Origin of the sequence: Ruegeria discodermiae (assembly GCF_030758345.1) — a bacterium.
In the GTDB taxonomy this organism is placed as follows: Bacteria; Pseudomonadota; Alphaproteobacteria; order Rhodobacterales; family Rhodobacteraceae; genus Ruegeria_C.
Map to the genome: position 1 here is coordinate 1 of NZ_JAVAMO010000010.1, position 15,871 is coordinate 15,871.

General features: G+C 59.3%; 18 protein-coding genes and 1 pseudogene. 12 read left to right on the forward strand and 7 right to left on the reverse strand.

Features of this window, described 5'->3' with window-relative positions:
• The coding region (locus Q5Y75_RS18420; RefSeq protein ID WP_306200292.1) for a hypothetical protein at nucleotides 1–217 on the reverse strand (217 nt) is incomplete at its 3' end.
• A gap of 211 nt (nucleotides 218–428) precedes the next feature.
• On the opposite strand from Q5Y75_RS18420, the gene Q5Y75_RS18425 reads away from it, so the two are divergent.
• Nucleotides 429–1,247 carry a DUF2189 domain-containing protein gene (locus Q5Y75_RS18425; protein WP_306200294.1) on the forward strand — a complete coding sequence of 273 codons (819 nt, stop codon included), beginning with the start codon at nucleotides 429–431 and terminating at the stop codon, nucleotides 1,245–1,247.
• Nucleotides 1,248–1,396: 149 nt separating this feature from the next.
• On the opposite strand, the pseudogene Q5Y75_RS18430 reads toward Q5Y75_RS18425, so the two are convergent.
• Nucleotides 1,397–1,612 (reverse strand): annotated as a pseudogene (locus Q5Y75_RS18430) (IS630-like element ISSpo6 family transposase); the annotation flags it as partial.
• A 27-nt stretch (nucleotides 1,613–1,639) separates the two neighbouring features.
• Here Q5Y75_RS18430 and Q5Y75_RS18435 point away from each other — a divergent pair.
• A complete protein-coding gene (locus tag Q5Y75_RS18435; protein WP_306200296.1) occupies nucleotides 1,640–1,807 on the forward strand; it encodes an ABC transporter permease family protein in 168 nt (55 codons plus the stop codon).
• A 220-nt stretch (nucleotides 1,808–2,027) separates the two neighbouring features.
• Here the strand turns inward: Q5Y75_RS18435 and Q5Y75_RS18440 are convergent, their stop codons facing one another.
• From Q5Y75_RS18440 to Q5Y75_RS18450, 3 genes are all read right to left on the reverse strand, one after another.
• The gene (locus tag Q5Y75_RS18440) at nucleotides 2,028–2,342 is read right to left on the reverse strand and encodes a DUF1244 domain-containing protein (RefSeq protein WP_306200298.1); all 315 of its coding nucleotides are present in this window, start codon (nucleotides 2,340–2,342) and stop codon (nucleotides 2,028–2,030) included.
• Nucleotides 2,343–2,428: 86 nt separating this feature from the next.
• Nucleotides 2,429–2,668: a DUF6868 family protein gene (locus Q5Y75_RS18445; RefSeq protein ID WP_306200299.1), complete on the reverse strand. Its 240-nt coding sequence runs from the start codon at nucleotides 2,666–2,668 to the stop codon at nucleotides 2,429–2,431.
• Between the two features lie 86 nt (nucleotides 2,669–2,754).
• Nucleotides 2,755–3,492 carry an N-formylglutamate amidohydrolase gene (locus tag Q5Y75_RS18450; RefSeq protein ID WP_306200301.1) on the reverse strand — a complete coding sequence of 246 codons (738 nt, stop codon included), beginning with the start codon at nucleotides 3,490–3,492 and terminating at the stop codon, nucleotides 2,755–2,757.
• Between the two features lie 116 nt (nucleotides 3,493–3,608).
• Between Q5Y75_RS18450 and pyk the strand changes: the two genes are divergently transcribed.
• A complete protein-coding gene (gene pyk / locus Q5Y75_RS18455; RefSeq protein WP_306200303.1) occupies nucleotides 3,609–5,054 on the forward strand; it encodes a pyruvate kinase in 1,446 nt (481 codons plus the stop codon).
• A 197-nt stretch (nucleotides 5,055–5,251) separates the two neighbouring features.
• Here the strand turns inward: pyk and Q5Y75_RS18460 are convergent, their stop codons facing one another.
• Nucleotides 5,252–5,485 carry a hypothetical protein gene (locus Q5Y75_RS18460; protein WP_306200305.1) on the reverse strand — a complete coding sequence of 78 codons (234 nt, stop codon included), beginning with the start codon at nucleotides 5,483–5,485 and terminating at the stop codon, nucleotides 5,252–5,254.
• Nucleotides 5,486–5,599: 114 nt separating this feature from the next.
• Between Q5Y75_RS18460 and Q5Y75_RS28555 the strand changes: the two genes are divergently transcribed.
• Entirely contained in the window at nucleotides 5,600–6,262 is a 663-nt protein-coding gene (locus tag Q5Y75_RS28555; RefSeq protein WP_371933289.1) for an ArsR/SmtB family transcription factor, read from the forward strand.
• 169 nt (nucleotides 6,263–6,431) lie between these two features.
• Here Q5Y75_RS28555 and Q5Y75_RS18465 read toward each other — a convergent pair whose 3' ends face one another.
• A complete protein-coding gene (locus Q5Y75_RS18465; protein ID WP_306200307.1) occupies nucleotides 6,432–7,352 on the reverse strand; it encodes a manganese-dependent inorganic pyrophosphatase in 921 nt (306 codons plus the stop codon).
• A gap of 116 nt (nucleotides 7,353–7,468) precedes the next feature.
• On the opposite strand from Q5Y75_RS18465, the gene Q5Y75_RS18470 reads away from it, so the two are divergent.
• The 8 genes from Q5Y75_RS18470 to Q5Y75_RS18505 all read left to right on the forward strand — a co-directional run bounded on the left by Q5Y75_RS18470 (nucleotide 7,469) and on the right by Q5Y75_RS18505 (nucleotide 15,839).
• Nucleotides 7,469–8,140, forward strand: coding sequence for a DUF2161 domain-containing phosphodiesterase (locus Q5Y75_RS18470; RefSeq protein WP_306200309.1), 672 nt, complete (start codon nucleotides 7,469–7,471; stop codon nucleotides 8,138–8,140).
• A gap of 129 nt (nucleotides 8,141–8,269) precedes the next feature.
• Nucleotides 8,270–9,823: an alkaline phosphatase D family protein gene (locus Q5Y75_RS18475; RefSeq protein ID WP_306200310.1), complete on the forward strand. Its 1,554-nt coding sequence runs from the start codon at nucleotides 8,270–8,272 to the stop codon at nucleotides 9,821–9,823.
• Between the two features lie 257 nt (nucleotides 9,824–10,080).
• Nucleotides 10,081–10,368, forward strand: coding sequence for a co-chaperone GroES (gene groES / locus Q5Y75_RS18480; RefSeq protein WP_306200312.1), 288 nt, complete (start codon nucleotides 10,081–10,083; stop codon nucleotides 10,366–10,368).
• 63 nt (nucleotides 10,369–10,431) lie between these two features.
• Entirely contained in the window at nucleotides 10,432–12,075 is a 1,644-nt protein-coding gene (gene groL / locus Q5Y75_RS18485; RefSeq protein ID WP_306200314.1) for a chaperonin GroEL, read from the forward strand.
• Nucleotides 12,076–12,232: 157 nt separating this feature from the next.
• Nucleotides 12,233–12,640 (forward strand): hypothetical protein, encoded by a 408-nt coding sequence (locus Q5Y75_RS18490; RefSeq protein ID WP_306200316.1) that lies wholly within the window; start codon nucleotides 12,233–12,235, stop codon nucleotides 12,638–12,640.
• A 3-nt stretch (nucleotides 12,641–12,643) separates the two neighbouring features.
• The gene (locus tag Q5Y75_RS18495) at nucleotides 12,644–13,879 is read left to right on the forward strand and encodes an HlyD family secretion protein (RefSeq protein ID WP_306200318.1); all 1,236 of its coding nucleotides are present in this window, start codon (nucleotides 12,644–12,646) and stop codon (nucleotides 13,877–13,879) included.
• A gap of 126 nt (nucleotides 13,880–14,005) precedes the next feature.
• The gene (locus Q5Y75_RS18500) at nucleotides 14,006–14,929 is read left to right on the forward strand and encodes a DMT family transporter (protein WP_306200320.1); all 924 of its coding nucleotides are present in this window, start codon (nucleotides 14,006–14,008) and stop codon (nucleotides 14,927–14,929) included.
• A gap of 67 nt (nucleotides 14,930–14,996) precedes the next feature.
• Nucleotides 14,997–15,839: a DMT family transporter gene (locus tag Q5Y75_RS18505; RefSeq protein WP_306200322.1), complete on the forward strand. Its 843-nt coding sequence runs from the start codon at nucleotides 14,997–14,999 to the stop codon at nucleotides 15,837–15,839.
• Nucleotides 15,840–15,871 lie beyond the last annotated feature (32 nt).

The following is a 15,871-nucleotide window of genomic DNA, read 5'->3' on the forward strand; positions in this document are numbered from 1 at the left end:
GATCCAATCCGGCATCGTATTTTTGCGCTTCACAATGCTGAAGCCCCACGCTCTTAAATCTCAAGCATACCATCAGATCAAAGCGATTGCATTGAATCTCCCGCGCCGAGGCCGCCTGTGCAATGGGCAGAGAGGCGATAACGATGGCGCTGTTGCGCGAATACCCAAAAAGTAGGCTGTCTCGATCGCCTTCCAAATTGCTGATATTCGCTGCCACCGCAGGGTTTGGGACTGTGCGAACTCACGCGATAGCGGGCGGAGTGGCCCCCCCAAATCCCTTCTTCACCCACCGGGCTCTGGCTTACGGGCCGCCCTTGCTCCAATGCCTCACCTGATGCAAACTTGCATACGGTGGAGGAATGCCTGTTTCACCGCGGGTCTGCTGCCAAAAAGACCATCGCGGCGATGTGTTTCGGGAGGAGTGCGCCATGACATCCAAGACCGCAGGTTCCACACCACCGGACGATCTGACGCCGCAGCAGCCGGGCAGCCCCGCGGTCAACAAGGTGACAGCGGATGACATCGCCGAGGCACTGAAGGCCGGGTTTTCCGACTTTCTGGCGCGCCCCGTCATGAGCGGCTTCTTCGGCCTGTTCTATGCGGTATTCGGAATCCTGTTTGTTTGGTGCCTGTTCTGGCTCGGCAAGATCTGGATGGTCATTCCCGCCGCCATAGGCTTTCCGCTCGTCGCGCCGTTTGCCGCCGCCGGGCTATATGAAATGTCCCGCCGGCTGCAGAAGGGAGAGAGCTTCGGCTGGTCTGAAATCCTCACCGTCATGGCCAAGCAACGCAAGCGTGAAATGGGCTGGTTAGCCTTTGTCACCCTGTTCATTTTGTGGGTGTGGTTCTACCAGTTTCGGACATTGCTGGTGATTATCCTGAAAGACTCGTCCTTTTCGGATTTGGACGGGTTTTTGAACACTGTGTTCTTCACATCGGAGGGCTGGATCTTCCTTGCTTTTGGCACCTGCGTCGGCGCATTTCTGTCAGCTGTCCTTTTCTCGGTGACCGTCGTCGCCATGCCCATGCTGCTTGACCGGGAAGTTGACTTTATTTCTGCAATGCTGACATCCATTCGCGTCGTTTATGAAAATCCGGTGGTGATGCTCGCCTGGGCGGCGATTATCATTGTCACCATGCTGTTGTCGCTGGTTCCGGCGTTTCTGGGTCTGATTTTCACACTGCCGATCCTTGGTCATACGACATGGCATCTCTATCAGCGGGCCGTGACCCCAGCCGAGGGGTGATCCCCGATACGCTTGGGTCGAAGCTCCCCTGTGTGCAGAACACGCTTTATTCGATTGCCGAAGATGTGCGAGGTCCGCTTTGGACTCTGCGCTGACTTGCGACAGAACGGCAAAACCATACAGGCGAGCCGACCAAAATCGTTTCGAGACTAGGTTGAGAAATATAGGGCAGCTTTAAAGTAGTTCCAGCACTCTGTTGGCGCATAGAGATCGCAAATTGATCCGATGGCCTTGAAGACCTCGTTGAATGTTCTGGCTCCAATGCGGCGCAAGTGTGCTTTCAGTTTTGAGAAGGCCTACTCAATTGGGTTCAGATCGCGAGAGTTCCGGCGGCCACGCCATTCATCATCACCGGATAACGCATCGCTTTGGGTGCTGCCGGGACAACGGTGGTGGCGTCTGAACTGCTGGCAGCGCGAAACGGACTTGGCTTCCTGCTGCAGAAAGGACGGCGCTATTTCCTGGCCGATCAGGTGATGATGGCGATCGTCATCGTAAGCACCTGCGCGTTCGTCATGGACAGGATCTTACGCCGGATTCAGGCGCATCTCATGCAATAGTCGGCGGCGCGAGAATAATGCGCGAGGTTACAGTCGACAATCTGATCCAATCTTGCGGCAAAGGCGGGCCAAGACCGATCCCGTCAGCAACCGCGTGCTCACGAATCTTCGACGCCTTGATCAACCAGAAAAGATGCGCATGAAAACCAATGGTCCGCCCAAGCGTGACCATTGAGACAGGTTTGGGGACATCTCGGCGTGGGTGCAAACGGGTCAGATGCTATTTCTTGTCCAGCACGTTTTCCTTGAACGCGGTTTCGAATTCGGCCTGTTTTTCCGGGCTGGCCTCGGTCTGATAGGTCGATTTCCATTCATCCATGGTCATGCCATAGAAGATCTCGCGCGCCTCAGCCTTGCCCATCTCGATGCCTTTTTCGTTGGCCGCTTCCTGATACCAGCGGCTCAGGCAGTTTCGGCAGAAACCCGCGAGGTTCATCATGTCGATGTTCTGGACATCGGTGCGGTCTTGCATCAGGTGCTGCTGCAGGCGGCGAAAGGCGGCGGCCTGAAGCTCGATTTCGGTTTGAGGGTCCATTGTCGGGCTCCGGGGTTGAGAGAGACTGTTGTGCAGTAACACCACAGGTTGGCTGGAAAAACAAACGCTTGATCGTGGCGGTCTGCTCAGGCCAGCTTCAGGGCCAGCCAGGGTGTCAGGCAGAAGATCAGCGTCATAATTTTGTAATTGGCTAGAAAGGTGAAATAGGCCTTTCGCACTTCGGCGGGGTTCATATCGAACATTCTGCCGTGAATATCAGCGACCCAATCTTTCAGGACGATGATCATGATCGTGCTGAAGCCGAGAATCGCGAAGTTGAGGAACGTTAACCACCCGAAAACGGTGGTGAGCATATCCTGTGTCATCGGCACCTCCATTGCTCAAAAGATGGGGACCGGGCGGCGGGCACACAAGAAACGGCGCGCTGATTGCGCGCCCTTCAGACACTATGTCACAGGCTGCTCTGCGCCAGTGCGTCCTGCAGAATCAGCGCCAGCCGTTCGGCCCAAGCGCGCTGCCCGGCATGATCGGCAATCAGGTCGTTGCGCAACTCGATCAGCACATTTGGACGGTGATGCCCCGTGCAATGCCGGTCGATGGAATCCCCTGGTAAAACACCGCTGTAAGGTTCGTTGACACCAACGCGCAGGTCGTCTTCGAGTTCTAACCGGTCGACCAGGGGGCGCGAGAACCGCTCATCCGGGGTGTGCAGCACGCCCACATGCCAGGGCCGGGGCGCGCGACCGCGCAATTGCCGGGTGAAGGAGTGCATTGCAATCACAACCATATGCGGCAGCGCCGCAAGCCGTTCATACGCATCGTGATACGGGCGATAGCACATGTTTAACCGTCGCTCGCGTTCATCTGCGTCCGCATCGCGGTTGGCGGGAATGACCGACCCGTCATAGAGCTTCATCAACAGGGTGGGATCGTCCTCGCCCCGGTTGGGGTCAATGGCCAGTCGCGAGAAATTGGCGGCGATCACCGGGGCGTTCAACAGCTCTCCCAGATGTTTCGAGACCTCATAGGCGCCGACATCATAGGCGATGTGGCGTTCCATATCCTCGCGCGGCAGACCCAGATCGCCACCATTGATCGCGGGCGGTACCATATTGGTGGCGTGATCGCAGGTGATCAGCCAGCGCCCGGGGCGATCTTCACCATGAATGAAAAAGGGGGAATATGTCATCAGCCTGTCATCTTCTTTGCCGCACCTCTAGGACAGTTGCCTGCAAAAGGGAATTGGGTCATAAGCGGCGCAACCGATGTTTGCGGTAACATCTGGAATGGCAGGAGGGCAAGACGATGCGACGTCTGAGAAATGTGAAAATAGTGGCGACGCTGGGACCGGCGTCAGAGACTTATGAGACGATCCGGGCCTTGCACGAGGCGGGGGCAGATGTGTTCCGTTTGAACATGAGCCATGGCTCCCATGAAGAGATTCGCGAGAAGCACCGTATCATTCGCAAGATCGAGCAGGATCTGGACAGCCCGATTGCCATTCTGGCCGATCTGCAGGGACCGAAGCTGCGCGTCGGTGTCTTTGCAAATGGCGCTGAGGACCTGGTTGAGGGCGCGGCCTTCCGGCTTGACCTCGACGATGCGCCGGGTGATGCCACGCGGGTCTGCCTGCCGCATCCCGAGATCTTTCAGGCGCTGGAACCCGGTGCGCGTCTGCTGGTCAATGACGGCAAGATTCGCCTGATCGTGCAGGAATGCGGCCCCGATTTTGCCAACACAACCGTTGAGACCGGCGGTACCATCTCCAACCGCAAGGGCGTGAACGTGCCCGATGTGGTGCTGCCACTGGCGGCGCTGTCAGAAAAGGATCGCAAGGATCTGGAATTTGTCTGCGAACTGGGCGTGGACTGGCTGGCGCTCAGTTTCGTTCAGCGCTCCAAGGACGTGTTCGAGGCGCGTGCACTGGCCGATGGCCGCGCCGCGATCCTCAGCAAGATCGAGAAACCTGCGGCGATCGAGGCGTTTGACGATATCCTTGATGCTTCGGACGGGATCATGGTGGCGCGGGGTGATCTGGGCGTGGAATTGCCGGTCTCTGCCGTACCACCGATTCAGAAGCGTCTGGTACGCAAATGCCGGGCTGCGGCCAAGCCGGTGATCGTGGCCACCCAGATGCTGGAGAGCATGATCGAAAGCCCGATGCCCACGCGGGCCGAGGTTTCCGACGTGGCCACAGCGATCTATGAGGGCACCGACGCCATTATGTTGAGCGCCGAATCCGCTGCTGGATCCTATCCGGTGGAATCGGTCAGCACCATGAACAAGGTGGCCATCGAGGTCGAGGCTGATCCGACCTATACACAGATCATCGCCGCGTCTCGCTCGGCCGCCGGGACCACTGTTGCGGACGGTATCGTCGCTGCCGCTCGTGAGATTGCGGAAAAGACCGAGATCAAGGCGATCTGCTGTTTTACCCAGAGCGGCACCACCGGTCTGTTAACTGCTCGCGAACGTCCCGGCATCCCGATCATCGCCATGACATCGGTGTTGGGTACCGCGCGACGGCTCTGCCTGTCCTGGGGCTGCAACTGTGTCATCACGCCGGAATTGGAGCGGTTCAAGGGTGCCGTCGTCGCCGCCGCACGCGCCGCGCGCTCAGGCGGGTTCGCCGCCGAAACTGATCAGATCGTGGTCACCGCCGGCGTCCCCTTCAACGTACCCGGCACCACCAACATCCTGCGCATTGCCCCCTGCGACGAGCGGTTGATCTACAATATGGATCCGGGCTGAGGTAGGAGTTCAACCAAGTTAGAAAGACCCAAGCCGACCGACAACGGTAGGCTTGGACGATATCAGCAGCGTAGTCGTGCGGCATCTCAAAGGTCAGCAATGCGGGACAAAGCGAGCTTTCAAATCTTTGGCTAGATGTCCGCTTGCAAGCTAAAACGTGCTATTGCCGATTTTTCATTGAATGCAGATCTCGGGGCTTACATTCTTGTTTTCATACAGTTTTTCCACTGAAAGCTTACATTTCCAAGCCGCTCTTTTTGCCAGAGCTCGAAGCGATAGCGAACTGCAATTATCCAAGGCGAACTTTTTTGAGATGTTGCTGTCGCTTCAGATTCATGATGCCTCGCATCGCTACAGTCTCTGTGCGATTGGTGTTTGTCTTCAAATAAATACGGGTAACGCAACCGCAGTTCGATATCGTTGAAGTTCATATTCGTTCCTCCGATAAAAGATTTGCGTCCAGAATATGCTAGCCAGAACAACAAAACTTCGGTAAATGCCGAAGCATGGCGTCATCGAATAGAATAGCTGCTGTGGCTGCAGCGATGGGAGATTCTGCACGGATCAACATGCTGATAGCGCTGCGCTTTGATTGCGTGCTGTCTGCAAAAGAGCTCGCGGCTGTCGCGAATATTGCGCCAAGCACCGCGAGCGAGCACCTCACAAAGCTCACAGTAGCAGGCCTTATTTCGTGCAAAAAGGTTGGCCGCAGCAGGCTCTATTCAATAACTGATGGAGACGTATGTGACCTAATCGACGGCATCACAGCTCATGCCGACAGAATTGGGTCGCGACACGAGGACAAATCGCGGCTTCCAAAGGCTGTCAAGCACTCCCGGCTTTGCCTTGACCATTTAGGTGGAGAACTCGGGTGTCTTGTCAGCAATGCGATGTTCTCTGGTGGTTATCTTCGTCATACACCGAAGGGTCCAGAGGTCACTCGAGACGGGGAAGGGTGGTTGAGTTCGCATGAAATTGGCAAGCACTTTCCAAATGAACACCTACGATGCCCGCTCCGGCTATGCCATGACTGGACGCACGGTGGTTATCATTTGGGAGGCGGCATCGCTGCGGCATTGCTTGCCACTTTCGTAGAGCGCGATTGGCTGCGTACTCGCAGAGGTGAGATCGCAGTTTCTCTGACACCGAAAGGCATCACCGGTCTGGGTAAGACGTTCGGTCTAGATCTAAGGCAGGTGACTGGATAAGCACCTCTCAGTACGTAGAGAGCTACCACGTTCAGTCCGAACTACTTGCGCACAAAACGGACATTTGAAAAGTCTACAGCATTTTGAAATTTGGGCTCACTACCGTCGTTCGTACCCATGACAAAGACGCGCCGATGGAGGCGCGCCTTAGACTTTGTTCCCGAACTGATCAGACCTTCAGGTTCGGAATGATCTGCTTTTTGCGGCTCATCACGCCTGGCAGAACCACGGTGTCACCTGCCGGGGCGACGTCGAAGGATTTCTCGGCCACGGTTTTCACCAGATCGTTCGGGACCAGCAGGGTGGCTTCCTCGTTCAGGATATCCACCACAAAGAGCAGCACCTGATCGACGCCATCCTCGGAGGCCACGGTGGTCATGCTGTTCATCAGCGAGGCTTTGCGATCCAGCACCACGCCCGGCGCAGTGGTTTCCAGGACAGAAACGCGGAACTTGGTGCCCTCGACCGCGTATTCCTTGCTGTCCATGCGCAGCAATTCGGCATCCGAGAAGCTGGAGACGTCGGATTTTGCGGCAAACATCTCGGCGGCATAGGCCGAGATATCCAGTCCCAGGTCCGCGGATAGCGCCTCGGCGACGGCGCGGTCGTGGTCGGTGGTGGTGGGGGAGCGGAATTCCAGCGTGTCGGACAGGATGCAGGTGAGGGCCGCGCCCTTGACCGCTTCGGGCATCTTCGCGGCATCATCCCCGATCAGGTCCATCATGATAGTTGCCGTGCAGGCCAGCGGGCGCACGGTGATGTCGATCGGGCCTTTGGTTTCCAAGCCGCCGACCAGTTTGTGGTGGTCGATGATGGCGCGGATATCGGCGCTGTTGATGCTGTCGGGCAGTTCAGCCGGATTGTTGGTGTCAACGATGACGACCGGAGCATCCTCGGCCACGTCACCGATGATCTCGGGCTTGTCCAGGCCCCAGCGTTCCAGCATGAAGGCGGCCTCGGTGTTGGGCTCGCCCAGCAGCACCGGCTTGGCGGTCTCGCCCTTGATCTCGTTCAGGTACCAGGCCCAGAGAATGGGAGAGCCGGTGGAGTCGGTATCGGGGGATTTATGTCCAAAGATTTGGGTGGTCATGTCACTGTCCTATCGTCACGAATTTGCGCGCCTTATATGGGGGGTGGCAGGCCTTGTCACCCGGGCTGTTGGCGGCAAATGGACGCCGGGCCGCCAGTGGCATAAAACTAGGGACAATGGAGCGCGAGCAGGATCTTTATGCGCCGGTCAAGGCGCTGCTGCAACGACAGGGATATGTCGTCAAAGGCGAGGTCGGCGCCGCTGATGTGGTGGCAAGGCGCGGTGACGAAGCGCCGGTGATTGTGGAGCTGAAGCTGCGGTTTTCACTGGCGCTTTATCATCAGGCGATCGCGCGGTTCCGGCTGACCGATCAGGTTTATATCGCGGTTCCCAGACCCACAGGCCGCAGTCAGCGGCGGGCGCTGCGGGACAACATTGCCATGTGCCGCCGGTTGCGCCTGGGCCTGATCACGGTGCGGGGTGACGGACGGGCCGAGGTGCAGTGCGATCCGGGGCCTTATGCGCCCCGCAAGTCCCGCAAGCACACCGAGCGTTTGCTGCGCGAGTTCGACCGGCTGCAGGGCGACCCGAATGCGGGCGGGGCCACGCGGCACGGGATTGTCACCGCTTATCGACAGGACGCGCTGCGCTGCGCGGCCTATCTGGCCGAACATGGCGTGACAAAGGGCGCCTTGGTGGCGAAATCCACTGGTGTGTCGCAGGCGACGCGGCTGATGCGGGACAATCATTATGGCTGGTTCGAGCGGGCCGGAAAGGGGTTCTATGCGCTGACCGAGGCGGGCACTGAGGGGCTGCGACACTGGGCTTATAGCTGGGAACCCGACTGAGCGCAGTTTCGGCTCGTTTCGCTGGCCAGTGTAACAAATTCTTCATGCTGAATTCATGCCGACATGTCGTGTATGTTACAAACGCGGTCTCCAGTTCTCTCACTCGTCAAAGCCGACAGGGAGCTTTTCATGCCACTTATTCGACCTTCGCGCCGCGCCGTTCTGGCTTCGGGTGCGGCCTTTGTTGCAATGCCCTCGATCAGCCGCGCCGCGTCGCGCCCCACCTTCACCCACGGGGTTCAATCCGGGGACGTCGATACGACGTCGGGGATGATCTGGACCAGAACCGATCGTCCCGCCCGAGTAATGATGGAGGTTTCGACCACCGAAAGCTTTGACAACGCGCGTCAGCTGTCACCGATGGATGCGATCCCGAATTCAGACTTTGCGGTGAAGCGCCTCGTGGCCGGGTTGCCGTCGGATCAGGATATCTTCTATCGGTTCGTCGCCGCTGATCTCAGCGACATCAACGTCACCTCCGAGCCGCTGGTGGGCCGGTTCAAGACAGCGCCCACCTCGCGCCGTTCGGTGCGGTTCGCCTGGTCCGGTGATACGGCAGGCCAGGGCTGGGGCATCGATGACGAAGGCATGGCGACCTACACCACCATGGCCGGTCATCAGCCTGATTTCTTCATCCATTCCGGCGATACTGTCTATGCAGATGGCCCCATGGAGGATGAAAAAGAACAGCCTGACGGCACCATGTGGAAAAACACCACGCTGATCGATTCCAAGCGCAAGGTGGCCGAAACGCTGCAAGAATTCCGCGACCAGTGGAAATACAATATGATGGACCGCCACGTGCGGGACATGAATGCAGCCGTTCCGACGTTCATGCAGTGGGACGACCACGAGGTGGTGAACAACTGGTCGGACAGCAAGGATTTGCTGGGCGATGACAGATACACCGAGAAGTCGGTGCATGTGCTGCAGTCGCGGGCCACGCGCGCGTTCCACGAGATGACGCCGCTGCGCCGCTCTGCCGAAGAACCGGCACGGGTCTATCGCAAGATCAGCTATGGTCCCATGCTTGATGTGTTCTTCATCGACCTGCGCTCATATCGCGGGCCGAACGCCGCCGAGATGACCGAAACCCTGACTGACGAACAGCGCGTTTTTGGGCCCGAACAAATCGCATGGCTGAAAGAAGAGCTCGCAGGATCAAAGGCGACGTGGAAGGTCATCGCCTCGGATCAGCCTCTGGGTCTGATCGTCTGGGACAACTTCCGCGAACAGGCCGGATCCGAAGGTGTCGCCGATGGCACCAATGGCCCCGCCAAAGGGCGTGAGGTTGAACTGGCTGATCTGCTGCGCTTCATCAAGACCGCGGGCATCGACAACACCGTCTGGCTGACCGCTGACGTGCATTACACGGCGGCGCATTATTATAACCCGAACGCGGCGCATTTCAGTGATTTCGAACCGTTCTGGGAATTTGTTTCCGGCCCGCTGCACGCTGGCAGCTTCGGACCCAATGCGCTCGACAATACGTTCGGCCCCGAGGTGAAGTTTGTGAAAGCGCCGCCCGAGGGCCAAGTCAACCTGCCACCATCGATGGGGCTTCAGTTCTTCGGTCTCGTGGACATTGACGGCGCGACGCAGCAGATGACCGTCCGTCTGATGGATCGCGCGGATACCGAGCTTTACCGTGTGACGCTGGACCCGGTCGGCGCATCAATCTGATCGTTCAGGGGGCGTGCCGCCAGGCGCGCCCCGCTTTCTTGATCGCTCCGATATGAGGCGCGTATCTGCGCTGTTGGGGCCTGCAATCCGGACGATCAAGAATTTGCCAAGATAATTCACGCAGGGCCGTTGACACACACATGCGATATGCCTAGCTATGCGCCGTTAGCACTCAGGATGTCTGAGTGCTAACGGCCCTCCGCGGGAGGCGTGAGGGCGCAAAAGGAAACGTACTTTGAGCCCAAGGAGCTGCAAAGATGGCATTGAAACCGCTTCATGACCGTGTGCTGGTTCGTCGCGTCGAGAGCGAAGAGAAAACCGCAGGCGGCCTGATCATTCCCGACAGCGCAAAAGAAAAGCCCAGCGAAGGCGAAGTCGTCGCGACCGGCGAAGGCGCGCGCAAGGACAGTGGTGAGCTGATCGCGATGTCGGTCAAGGAAGGCGACCGCATCCTGTTCGGCAAATGGTCCGGTACAGAAGTGAGCATCGACGGCGAAGAGCTGTTGATGATGAAGGAAAGCGACATCATGGGAATCATGGCCTAAGCCTGCGTGCTTTGCCGATCCCATATCGCTCAACGCTGACAAGAATTCTCAAGGAGAAAGAACATGGCTGCAAAAGACGTCAAGTTCGAGACCGATGCCCGCAACCGCATGCTGCGCGGCGTCAACGTTCTGGCCGATGCCGTAAAAGTAACCCTGGGCCCCAAAGGCCGTAACGTGGTTCTGGACAAGTCCTTTGGCGCGCCGCGCATCACCAAGGATGGTGTCTCGGTTGCTAAGGAAATCGAACTGGAAGACAAGTTCGAAAACATGGGCGCGCAGATGGTGAAAGAAGTCGCCAGCCGCACCAATGACGAAGCCGGCGACGGCACCACCACCGCGACCGTTCTGGCTCAGTCCATCGTCAAAGAAGGTCTGAAGCAGGTTGCAGCGGGCCTGAACCCGATGGATCTCAAGCGCGGCATCGACCTGGCAACCGCCAAGGTTGTTGAAGGCATCAAGTCGGCCTCGCGCGAAGTGAAGGACTCGGCAGAAGTTGCTCAGGTTGGCACCATCTCGGCCAACGGCGAAGCTGAAATCGGCCAGCAGATCGCAGACGCGATGCAGAAGGTTGGCAACGAAGGCGTTATCACCGTCGAAGAAAACAAAGGTCTGGAAACCGAGACCGACGTTGTCGAAGGTATGCAGTTCGACCGTGGCTACCTGTCGCCCTATTTCGTGACCAACGCCGACAAAATGATTGCAGAGCTGGACGACTGCATGATCCTGCTGCACGAGAAGAAACTCTCGTCGCTGCAGCCGATGGTTCCGCTGCTGGAATCGGTGATCCAGTCGCAGAAGCCGCTGCTGATCATTGCTGAAGACGTCGAAGGCGAAGCGCTGGCGACCCTCGTGGTCAACAAGCTGCGTGGCGGTCTGAAAATTGCTGCTGTCAAGGCACCGGGCTTCGGCGATCGCCGCAAGGCCATGCTGCAGGACATCGCGATCCTGACCGGCGGTCAGGTCATCTCCGAAGACTTGGGCATGAAGCTGGAAAACGTCACCATGGACATGCTGGGTTCGGCCAAGAAAGTGTCGATCACCAAGGATGAGACAACCGTGGTTGACGGCGCAGGCGAGAAGGCCGAGATCGAAGCACGCGTCGCTCAGATCCGCACCCAGATCGAAGAGACCACTTCTGACTACGACCGCGAAAAGCTGCAGGAACGCGTTGCCAAACTGGCAGGCGGTGTTGCCGTGATCCGCGTCGGTGGCATGACCGAGGTCGAAGTGAAAGAGCGTAAGGACCGTGTGGACGATGCTCTGAACGCGACCCGTGCTGCTGTGCAGGAAGGTGTTGTCGTTGGCGGCGGTGTTGCTCTGGTCCAGGCAGGCAAGGCACTGGACGACCTGAAAGGCGCAAACGCCGATCAGGACGCAGGCATCACCATCGTGCGCAAGGCCATCGAATCGCCGCTGCGCCAGATCGCTGAAAACGCAGGTGTCGACGGTGCCGTGGTTGCTGGCAAAGTGCGCGAGTCCTCGGACGCCGCATTTGGCTTCAACGCACAGACCGAAGAATATGGCGACATGTTCTCGTTCGGCGTGATCGACCCGGCCAAGGTTGTCCGGACCGCTCTGGAAGATGCAGCCTCGGTTGCGGGCCTGCTGGTCACCACCGAAGCGATGGTTGCAGACCTGCCCCAGAAAGACACGCCTGCTGCAGGCGGCGGCATGCCCGACATGGGCGGCATGGGCGGCATGATGTAAGCCACCCGGACCGTTTGGTTCACAGATTGGGGCGGCCTTCGGGCGGCCCCTTTCTTGTTATGTCGCCCCCAAGGCATTTGAGCCGCGCGCGCCAAGCCAGCTTGTTTCACGGTTTTTTTGGTTTATTCATTGGACGCATAGATTTTCGGAGATTCACGTGGCGACCCCAGAAATACACCCCTTGGCAGCCGAGCATATTCCCTCTTACGTGGTGGCTGCTGATGGCAGCGACTTTCTGTTCACCTTCATGCTGATCTTTACGGTCGCAGTGATCCTGCTCATCGGGGTGGGTTATTTCACCCTGCATTCGATCCCGGAAAAGATGGCCCATGAGTCCAACCACCCGCAATTCCAGCTTGTGGGCATTCTGGCGCTGCTGGCCCTCTTTACCCATAACGGGATTTTCTGGATCGCGGCGATCCTGGTGGCGGGGTTCCAGATTCCCGATCTTGCCGCGCCGCTGCGTTCGATTGCAGATGCGATCCGCTCTCTGACCCCCGCGCGGCAAGTGCCACCCGCGCCCGAGCCGCCTCGCGACCCCGAAACTCTGGTCGAGGAGCGCTGATCCATGCTGGAAACAATGATGTGCGCCCTGATCACGGTGCTGCCCGACTACCTGTTCCGCCGTTATTTTCAGGGCAAGCGGATCGGCCATGAGATCACCTTGTTCACCATGTGGTACGAGTTGCGCTGGGGTTTGACCGCCTGCGCGATCCTGGCCCTGACGGTGATCACCACCTTGTTCTACTTTCATCCGGCCAGCTCCAGCGTGGCCTCGTATTTCCGCACGGTGACCATTCTGCCCCAGTTGGGCGGGCGCGTCTCCGAGGTCTTCGTCAAGAACAACGAACTGGTGACCGCCGGGCAGCCGATTTTCAGGCTTGAGGATTACACACAGCAGGCGCAGGTGCAGGCCGCCAATGCCAAGATCGCCGAAGTTCAGGCCTCAATGAAGGTTGCCGAAACCGATCTGGCAGAGGCTGATGCGGGCATTGCAGGCGCGCGTGCCTCGCTTGCGCAAGCGGTCGAGGATCTTGAGCGCAATGAAACCCTGCGCGACGAAGGCTCCAGCGCGGTTCGACTGGCCGAGGTCGAACGGCTGGAAAACCTTGTCGCCGAGCGCGAGGCGCAGGTGGTTGCGGCGCAGGCACAGAAGGCAGCAGTTGAACAACAGATTCAGGAGTTGATCCCGGCGCAGATGGCAAGTGCGATTGCACAGCTAGATGCCGCCAATACCGAACTTGAAAAGACGCTCATTCTGGCCGGTGTCACCGGTACAGTCGAACAGTTCGGCCTGCAGGTCGGCGACTATGTCAGCCCGCTCTTGCGCCCCGCTGGCATTCTGGTGCCGTCCTTTTCCGGGCGCGACCGGTTTGAGGCCGGATTCAATCAGATGGCGGCGCAGGTTATTAAGCCCGGCATGATCGGCGAGATCGGCTGCATGACCCGCCCGTTCAAGGTCATTCCGGTCGTCGTCGTCGGAGTGCAGGATGTCATCCCCTCGGGTCAGATCCGCCCCAGCGACGAGTTGCGTGATCCGGCAAGAAACCAGGTTCCCGGCTCGATCCTGGTCTATCTGGAGCCGCTCTATGAAGGTGTGGCCGACCACATTCCACCGGGCAGCACCTGTCTGGCCAATGTCTATACCGACAACCATCACAAGCTAGAGGATGAGAATCTGGGCTTCTGGCACAAGGCGTTCTTGCATGTGGTGGATGCGATCGGCGTGGTGCACGCGGCGGGGCTGCGGTTGCGGCTGATCCTGATGCCGGTCAATACGCTGGTTCTGACGGGCGGCCATTAAGGCTCGGGCTTTCGCTCGCCGAGCCCACCACTCTTTCAAAAGCGCTAGGCGCAATGCGCAGGAAACGGATCGTCTCCTGCGCGCGCGCATGTCATCGCTGGCTTGTCAAAACCAAGGAGCCGGGCGATGGGACCAGTAGCCAAATCAATGGATGTGCAGGACTGGGGTCTGCTTGTTTTTCTGTCGATCCTGTGGGGGGCGACCTTCTTCTGGGCCGGGGTCGCGGTAAAAGAGTTGCCGCCACTGACCGTTGTGCTGATCCGGGTCGGGCTTGCCGCACTTGCCCTGCTGCCGCTCTTGTTCTGGGCCGGTCACCGCCTGCCGCGCAGCCTCTCTGGCTGGGTGCCGTTTCTGGGCATGGGGCTGCTCAACAACGTGCTGCCGTTCGGTTTCATCTTCGCTGGTCAGACACAGATCGGCGTGGGTCTGTCCGCCATCATCAACTCGATGACACCGCTATTCACCGTCCTGGTCATGGCCGGATTCGGTGAAGAGCGTCTGACCCGGTTCCGCTTGATCGGTGTGTTGATGGGTGTCGGAGGCGTTGGCGTTCTGAACGGTGGCGGCGCGGCGCTGCAAGGGGGGCAGATACTGGGTATCGCGCTCTGCATGGCGGGCGCGATGAGCTACGGGTTTGCCGCACTCTGGGCGCGTCGCAGGCTGGCGAATGTTCCGCCGCTCAAATCCGCCACTTGCCAGTTGATGTGTTCGACAGCGATTCTGTTGCCTGTTGTGACGCTGATCGATCGGCCCTGGACGCTTGCCATGCCCTCTGACGGGGTTCTCTATGCGATGGTTGCATTGGCGGTGTTGGGCACGGCGCTGGCCTATCTGGTGTTTTTCCGCATTCTTGCGAGCGCTGGTCCAAGCAATGTGATGCTGGTTACCCTGCTGATCCCCGTAACCGCGATCCTGCTGGGCTGGGCCTTGCTGGACGAGGCTGTGACGGCCCGCGATCTGATCGGGGCCGGGGTGATCGGGCTGGGCCTGCTGTTCATCGACGGTCGCATTCCGTCCCGACTGGGCGGAGTGCGGCGCGCGAGGTCATGACTGCACCCGATCCGGCGCATACGCGGAATTGAGTGTTCAAGGCGCGGCACAGCGGATATGGGCAGGTATGCGCCTGATTTTGCTCATCTGTCTCACCATGGTGGCCTTTGCCGCCAACTCGATCCTGAACCGGCTGGCCGTGGGCAGCGACGCGGCTGATCCCGGCTCTTTTGCTGTGGTCCGCGTCTTGGCCGGGGCGGTGTTCCTGTGCCTTCTTGTGCTGGCGCGGGGGGGGCGGGTGCCGTTGACGGGCTCGGGCCGCGTGGTGGGCGCGCTGTCGCTGACTATCTACATGGTTGGGTTCTCGATGGCCTATCTGACGTTGGATGCCGGGCTGGGCGCGCTGATCCTGTTTGGTGTTGTGCAGATCGCGATGTTTGCCTTTGGTGCGTTGCGCGGCGCACGACCCTCGCCGAAACAGATTCTGGGCGCGGCGATTGCCTTTGCGGGGCTGGCCTATGTGCTCTGGCCGTCTGGTGGCGCGCAGGTGGATGCCGGTGGCGCTGCCCTGATGGCCCTGGCCGGGCTTGGCTGGGCCGCTTATACGCTTGCGGGTCGCTCCGCTCCGGACGCGCTAAAGGCCACCGCCGCCAATTTCGTGGTCGCCCTGCCGTTGACTGCGGCTGCGATCTGGGTGGTTGGCCCGGCATTGAACATGACGCTTACCGGGCTGGCGCTGGCCTGCCTTTCCGGGGCGGTGACATCGGGCATGGGCTATGCGCTCTGGTACCGGTTGGTCCCACAGCTCAGCCCGGCTGTGGCGGCGACGGTGCAGTTGAGCGTGCCGGTGATCGCGCTGGTGGCGGGCGTGTTGCTGCTGGGCGAGGTGGGCAGCCTTTCGCTGGTTCTGGGCACGGCGCTGGTGTTGGGTGGCATCGCCCTTGCGGTCCTGCCCGGCGCGCGGCGCTGAGGGTTTATCCCGGCACGGATTGAAGGTATCCC

Bases quoted from the DNA above. Each gene is read 5' to 3' on its own strand.
- Q5Y75_RS18425 (WP_306200294.1), top strand. From the start codon at position 429: ATGACATCCAAGACCGCAGGTTCCACACCACCGGACGATCTGACGCCG.
- Q5Y75_RS18440 (WP_306200298.1), bottom strand. From the start codon at position 2,342: ATGGACCCTCAAACCGAAATCGAGCTTCAGGCCGCCGCCTTTCGCCGC.
- Q5Y75_RS18445 (WP_306200299.1), bottom strand. From the start codon at position 2,668: ATGACACAGGATATGCTCACCACCGTTTTCGGGTGGTTAACGTTCCTC.
- Q5Y75_RS18450 (WP_306200301.1), bottom strand. From the start codon at position 3,492: ATGACATATTCCCCCTTTTTCATTCATGGTGAAGATCGCCCCGGGCGC.
- pyk (WP_306200303.1), top strand. From the start codon at position 3,609: ATGCGACGTCTGAGAAATGTGAAAATAGTGGCGACGCTGGGACCGGCG.
- Q5Y75_RS18460 (WP_306200305.1), bottom strand. From the start codon at position 5,485: ATGAACTTCAACGATATCGAACTGCGGTTGCGTTACCCGTATTTATTT.
- Q5Y75_RS28555 (WP_371933289.1), top strand. From the start codon at position 5,600: ATGGGAGATTCTGCACGGATCAACATGCTGATAGCGCTGCGCTTTGAT.
- Q5Y75_RS18465 (WP_306200307.1), bottom strand. From the start codon at position 7,352: ATGACCACCCAAATCTTTGGACATAAATCCCCCGATACCGACTCCACC.
- Q5Y75_RS18470 (WP_306200309.1), top strand. From the start codon at position 7,469: ATGGAGCGCGAGCAGGATCTTTATGCGCCGGTCAAGGCGCTGCTGCAA.
- Q5Y75_RS18475 (WP_306200310.1), top strand. From the start codon at position 8,270: ATGCCACTTATTCGACCTTCGCGCCGCGCCGTTCTGGCTTCGGGTGCG.
- groES (WP_306200312.1), top strand. From the start codon at position 10,081: ATGGCATTGAAACCGCTTCATGACCGTGTGCTGGTTCGTCGCGTCGAG.
- groL (WP_306200314.1), top strand. From the start codon at position 10,432: ATGGCTGCAAAAGACGTCAAGTTCGAGACCGATGCCCGCAACCGCATG.
- Q5Y75_RS18495 (WP_306200318.1), top strand. From the start codon at position 12,644: ATGCTGGAAACAATGATGTGCGCCCTGATCACGGTGCTGCCCGACTAC.
- Q5Y75_RS18500 (WP_306200320.1), top strand. From the start codon at position 14,006: ATGGGACCAGTAGCCAAATCAATGGATGTGCAGGACTGGGGTCTGCTT.
- Q5Y75_RS18505 (WP_306200322.1), top strand. From the start codon at position 14,997: ATGCGCCTGATTTTGCTCATCTGTCTCACCATGGTGGCCTTTGCCGCC.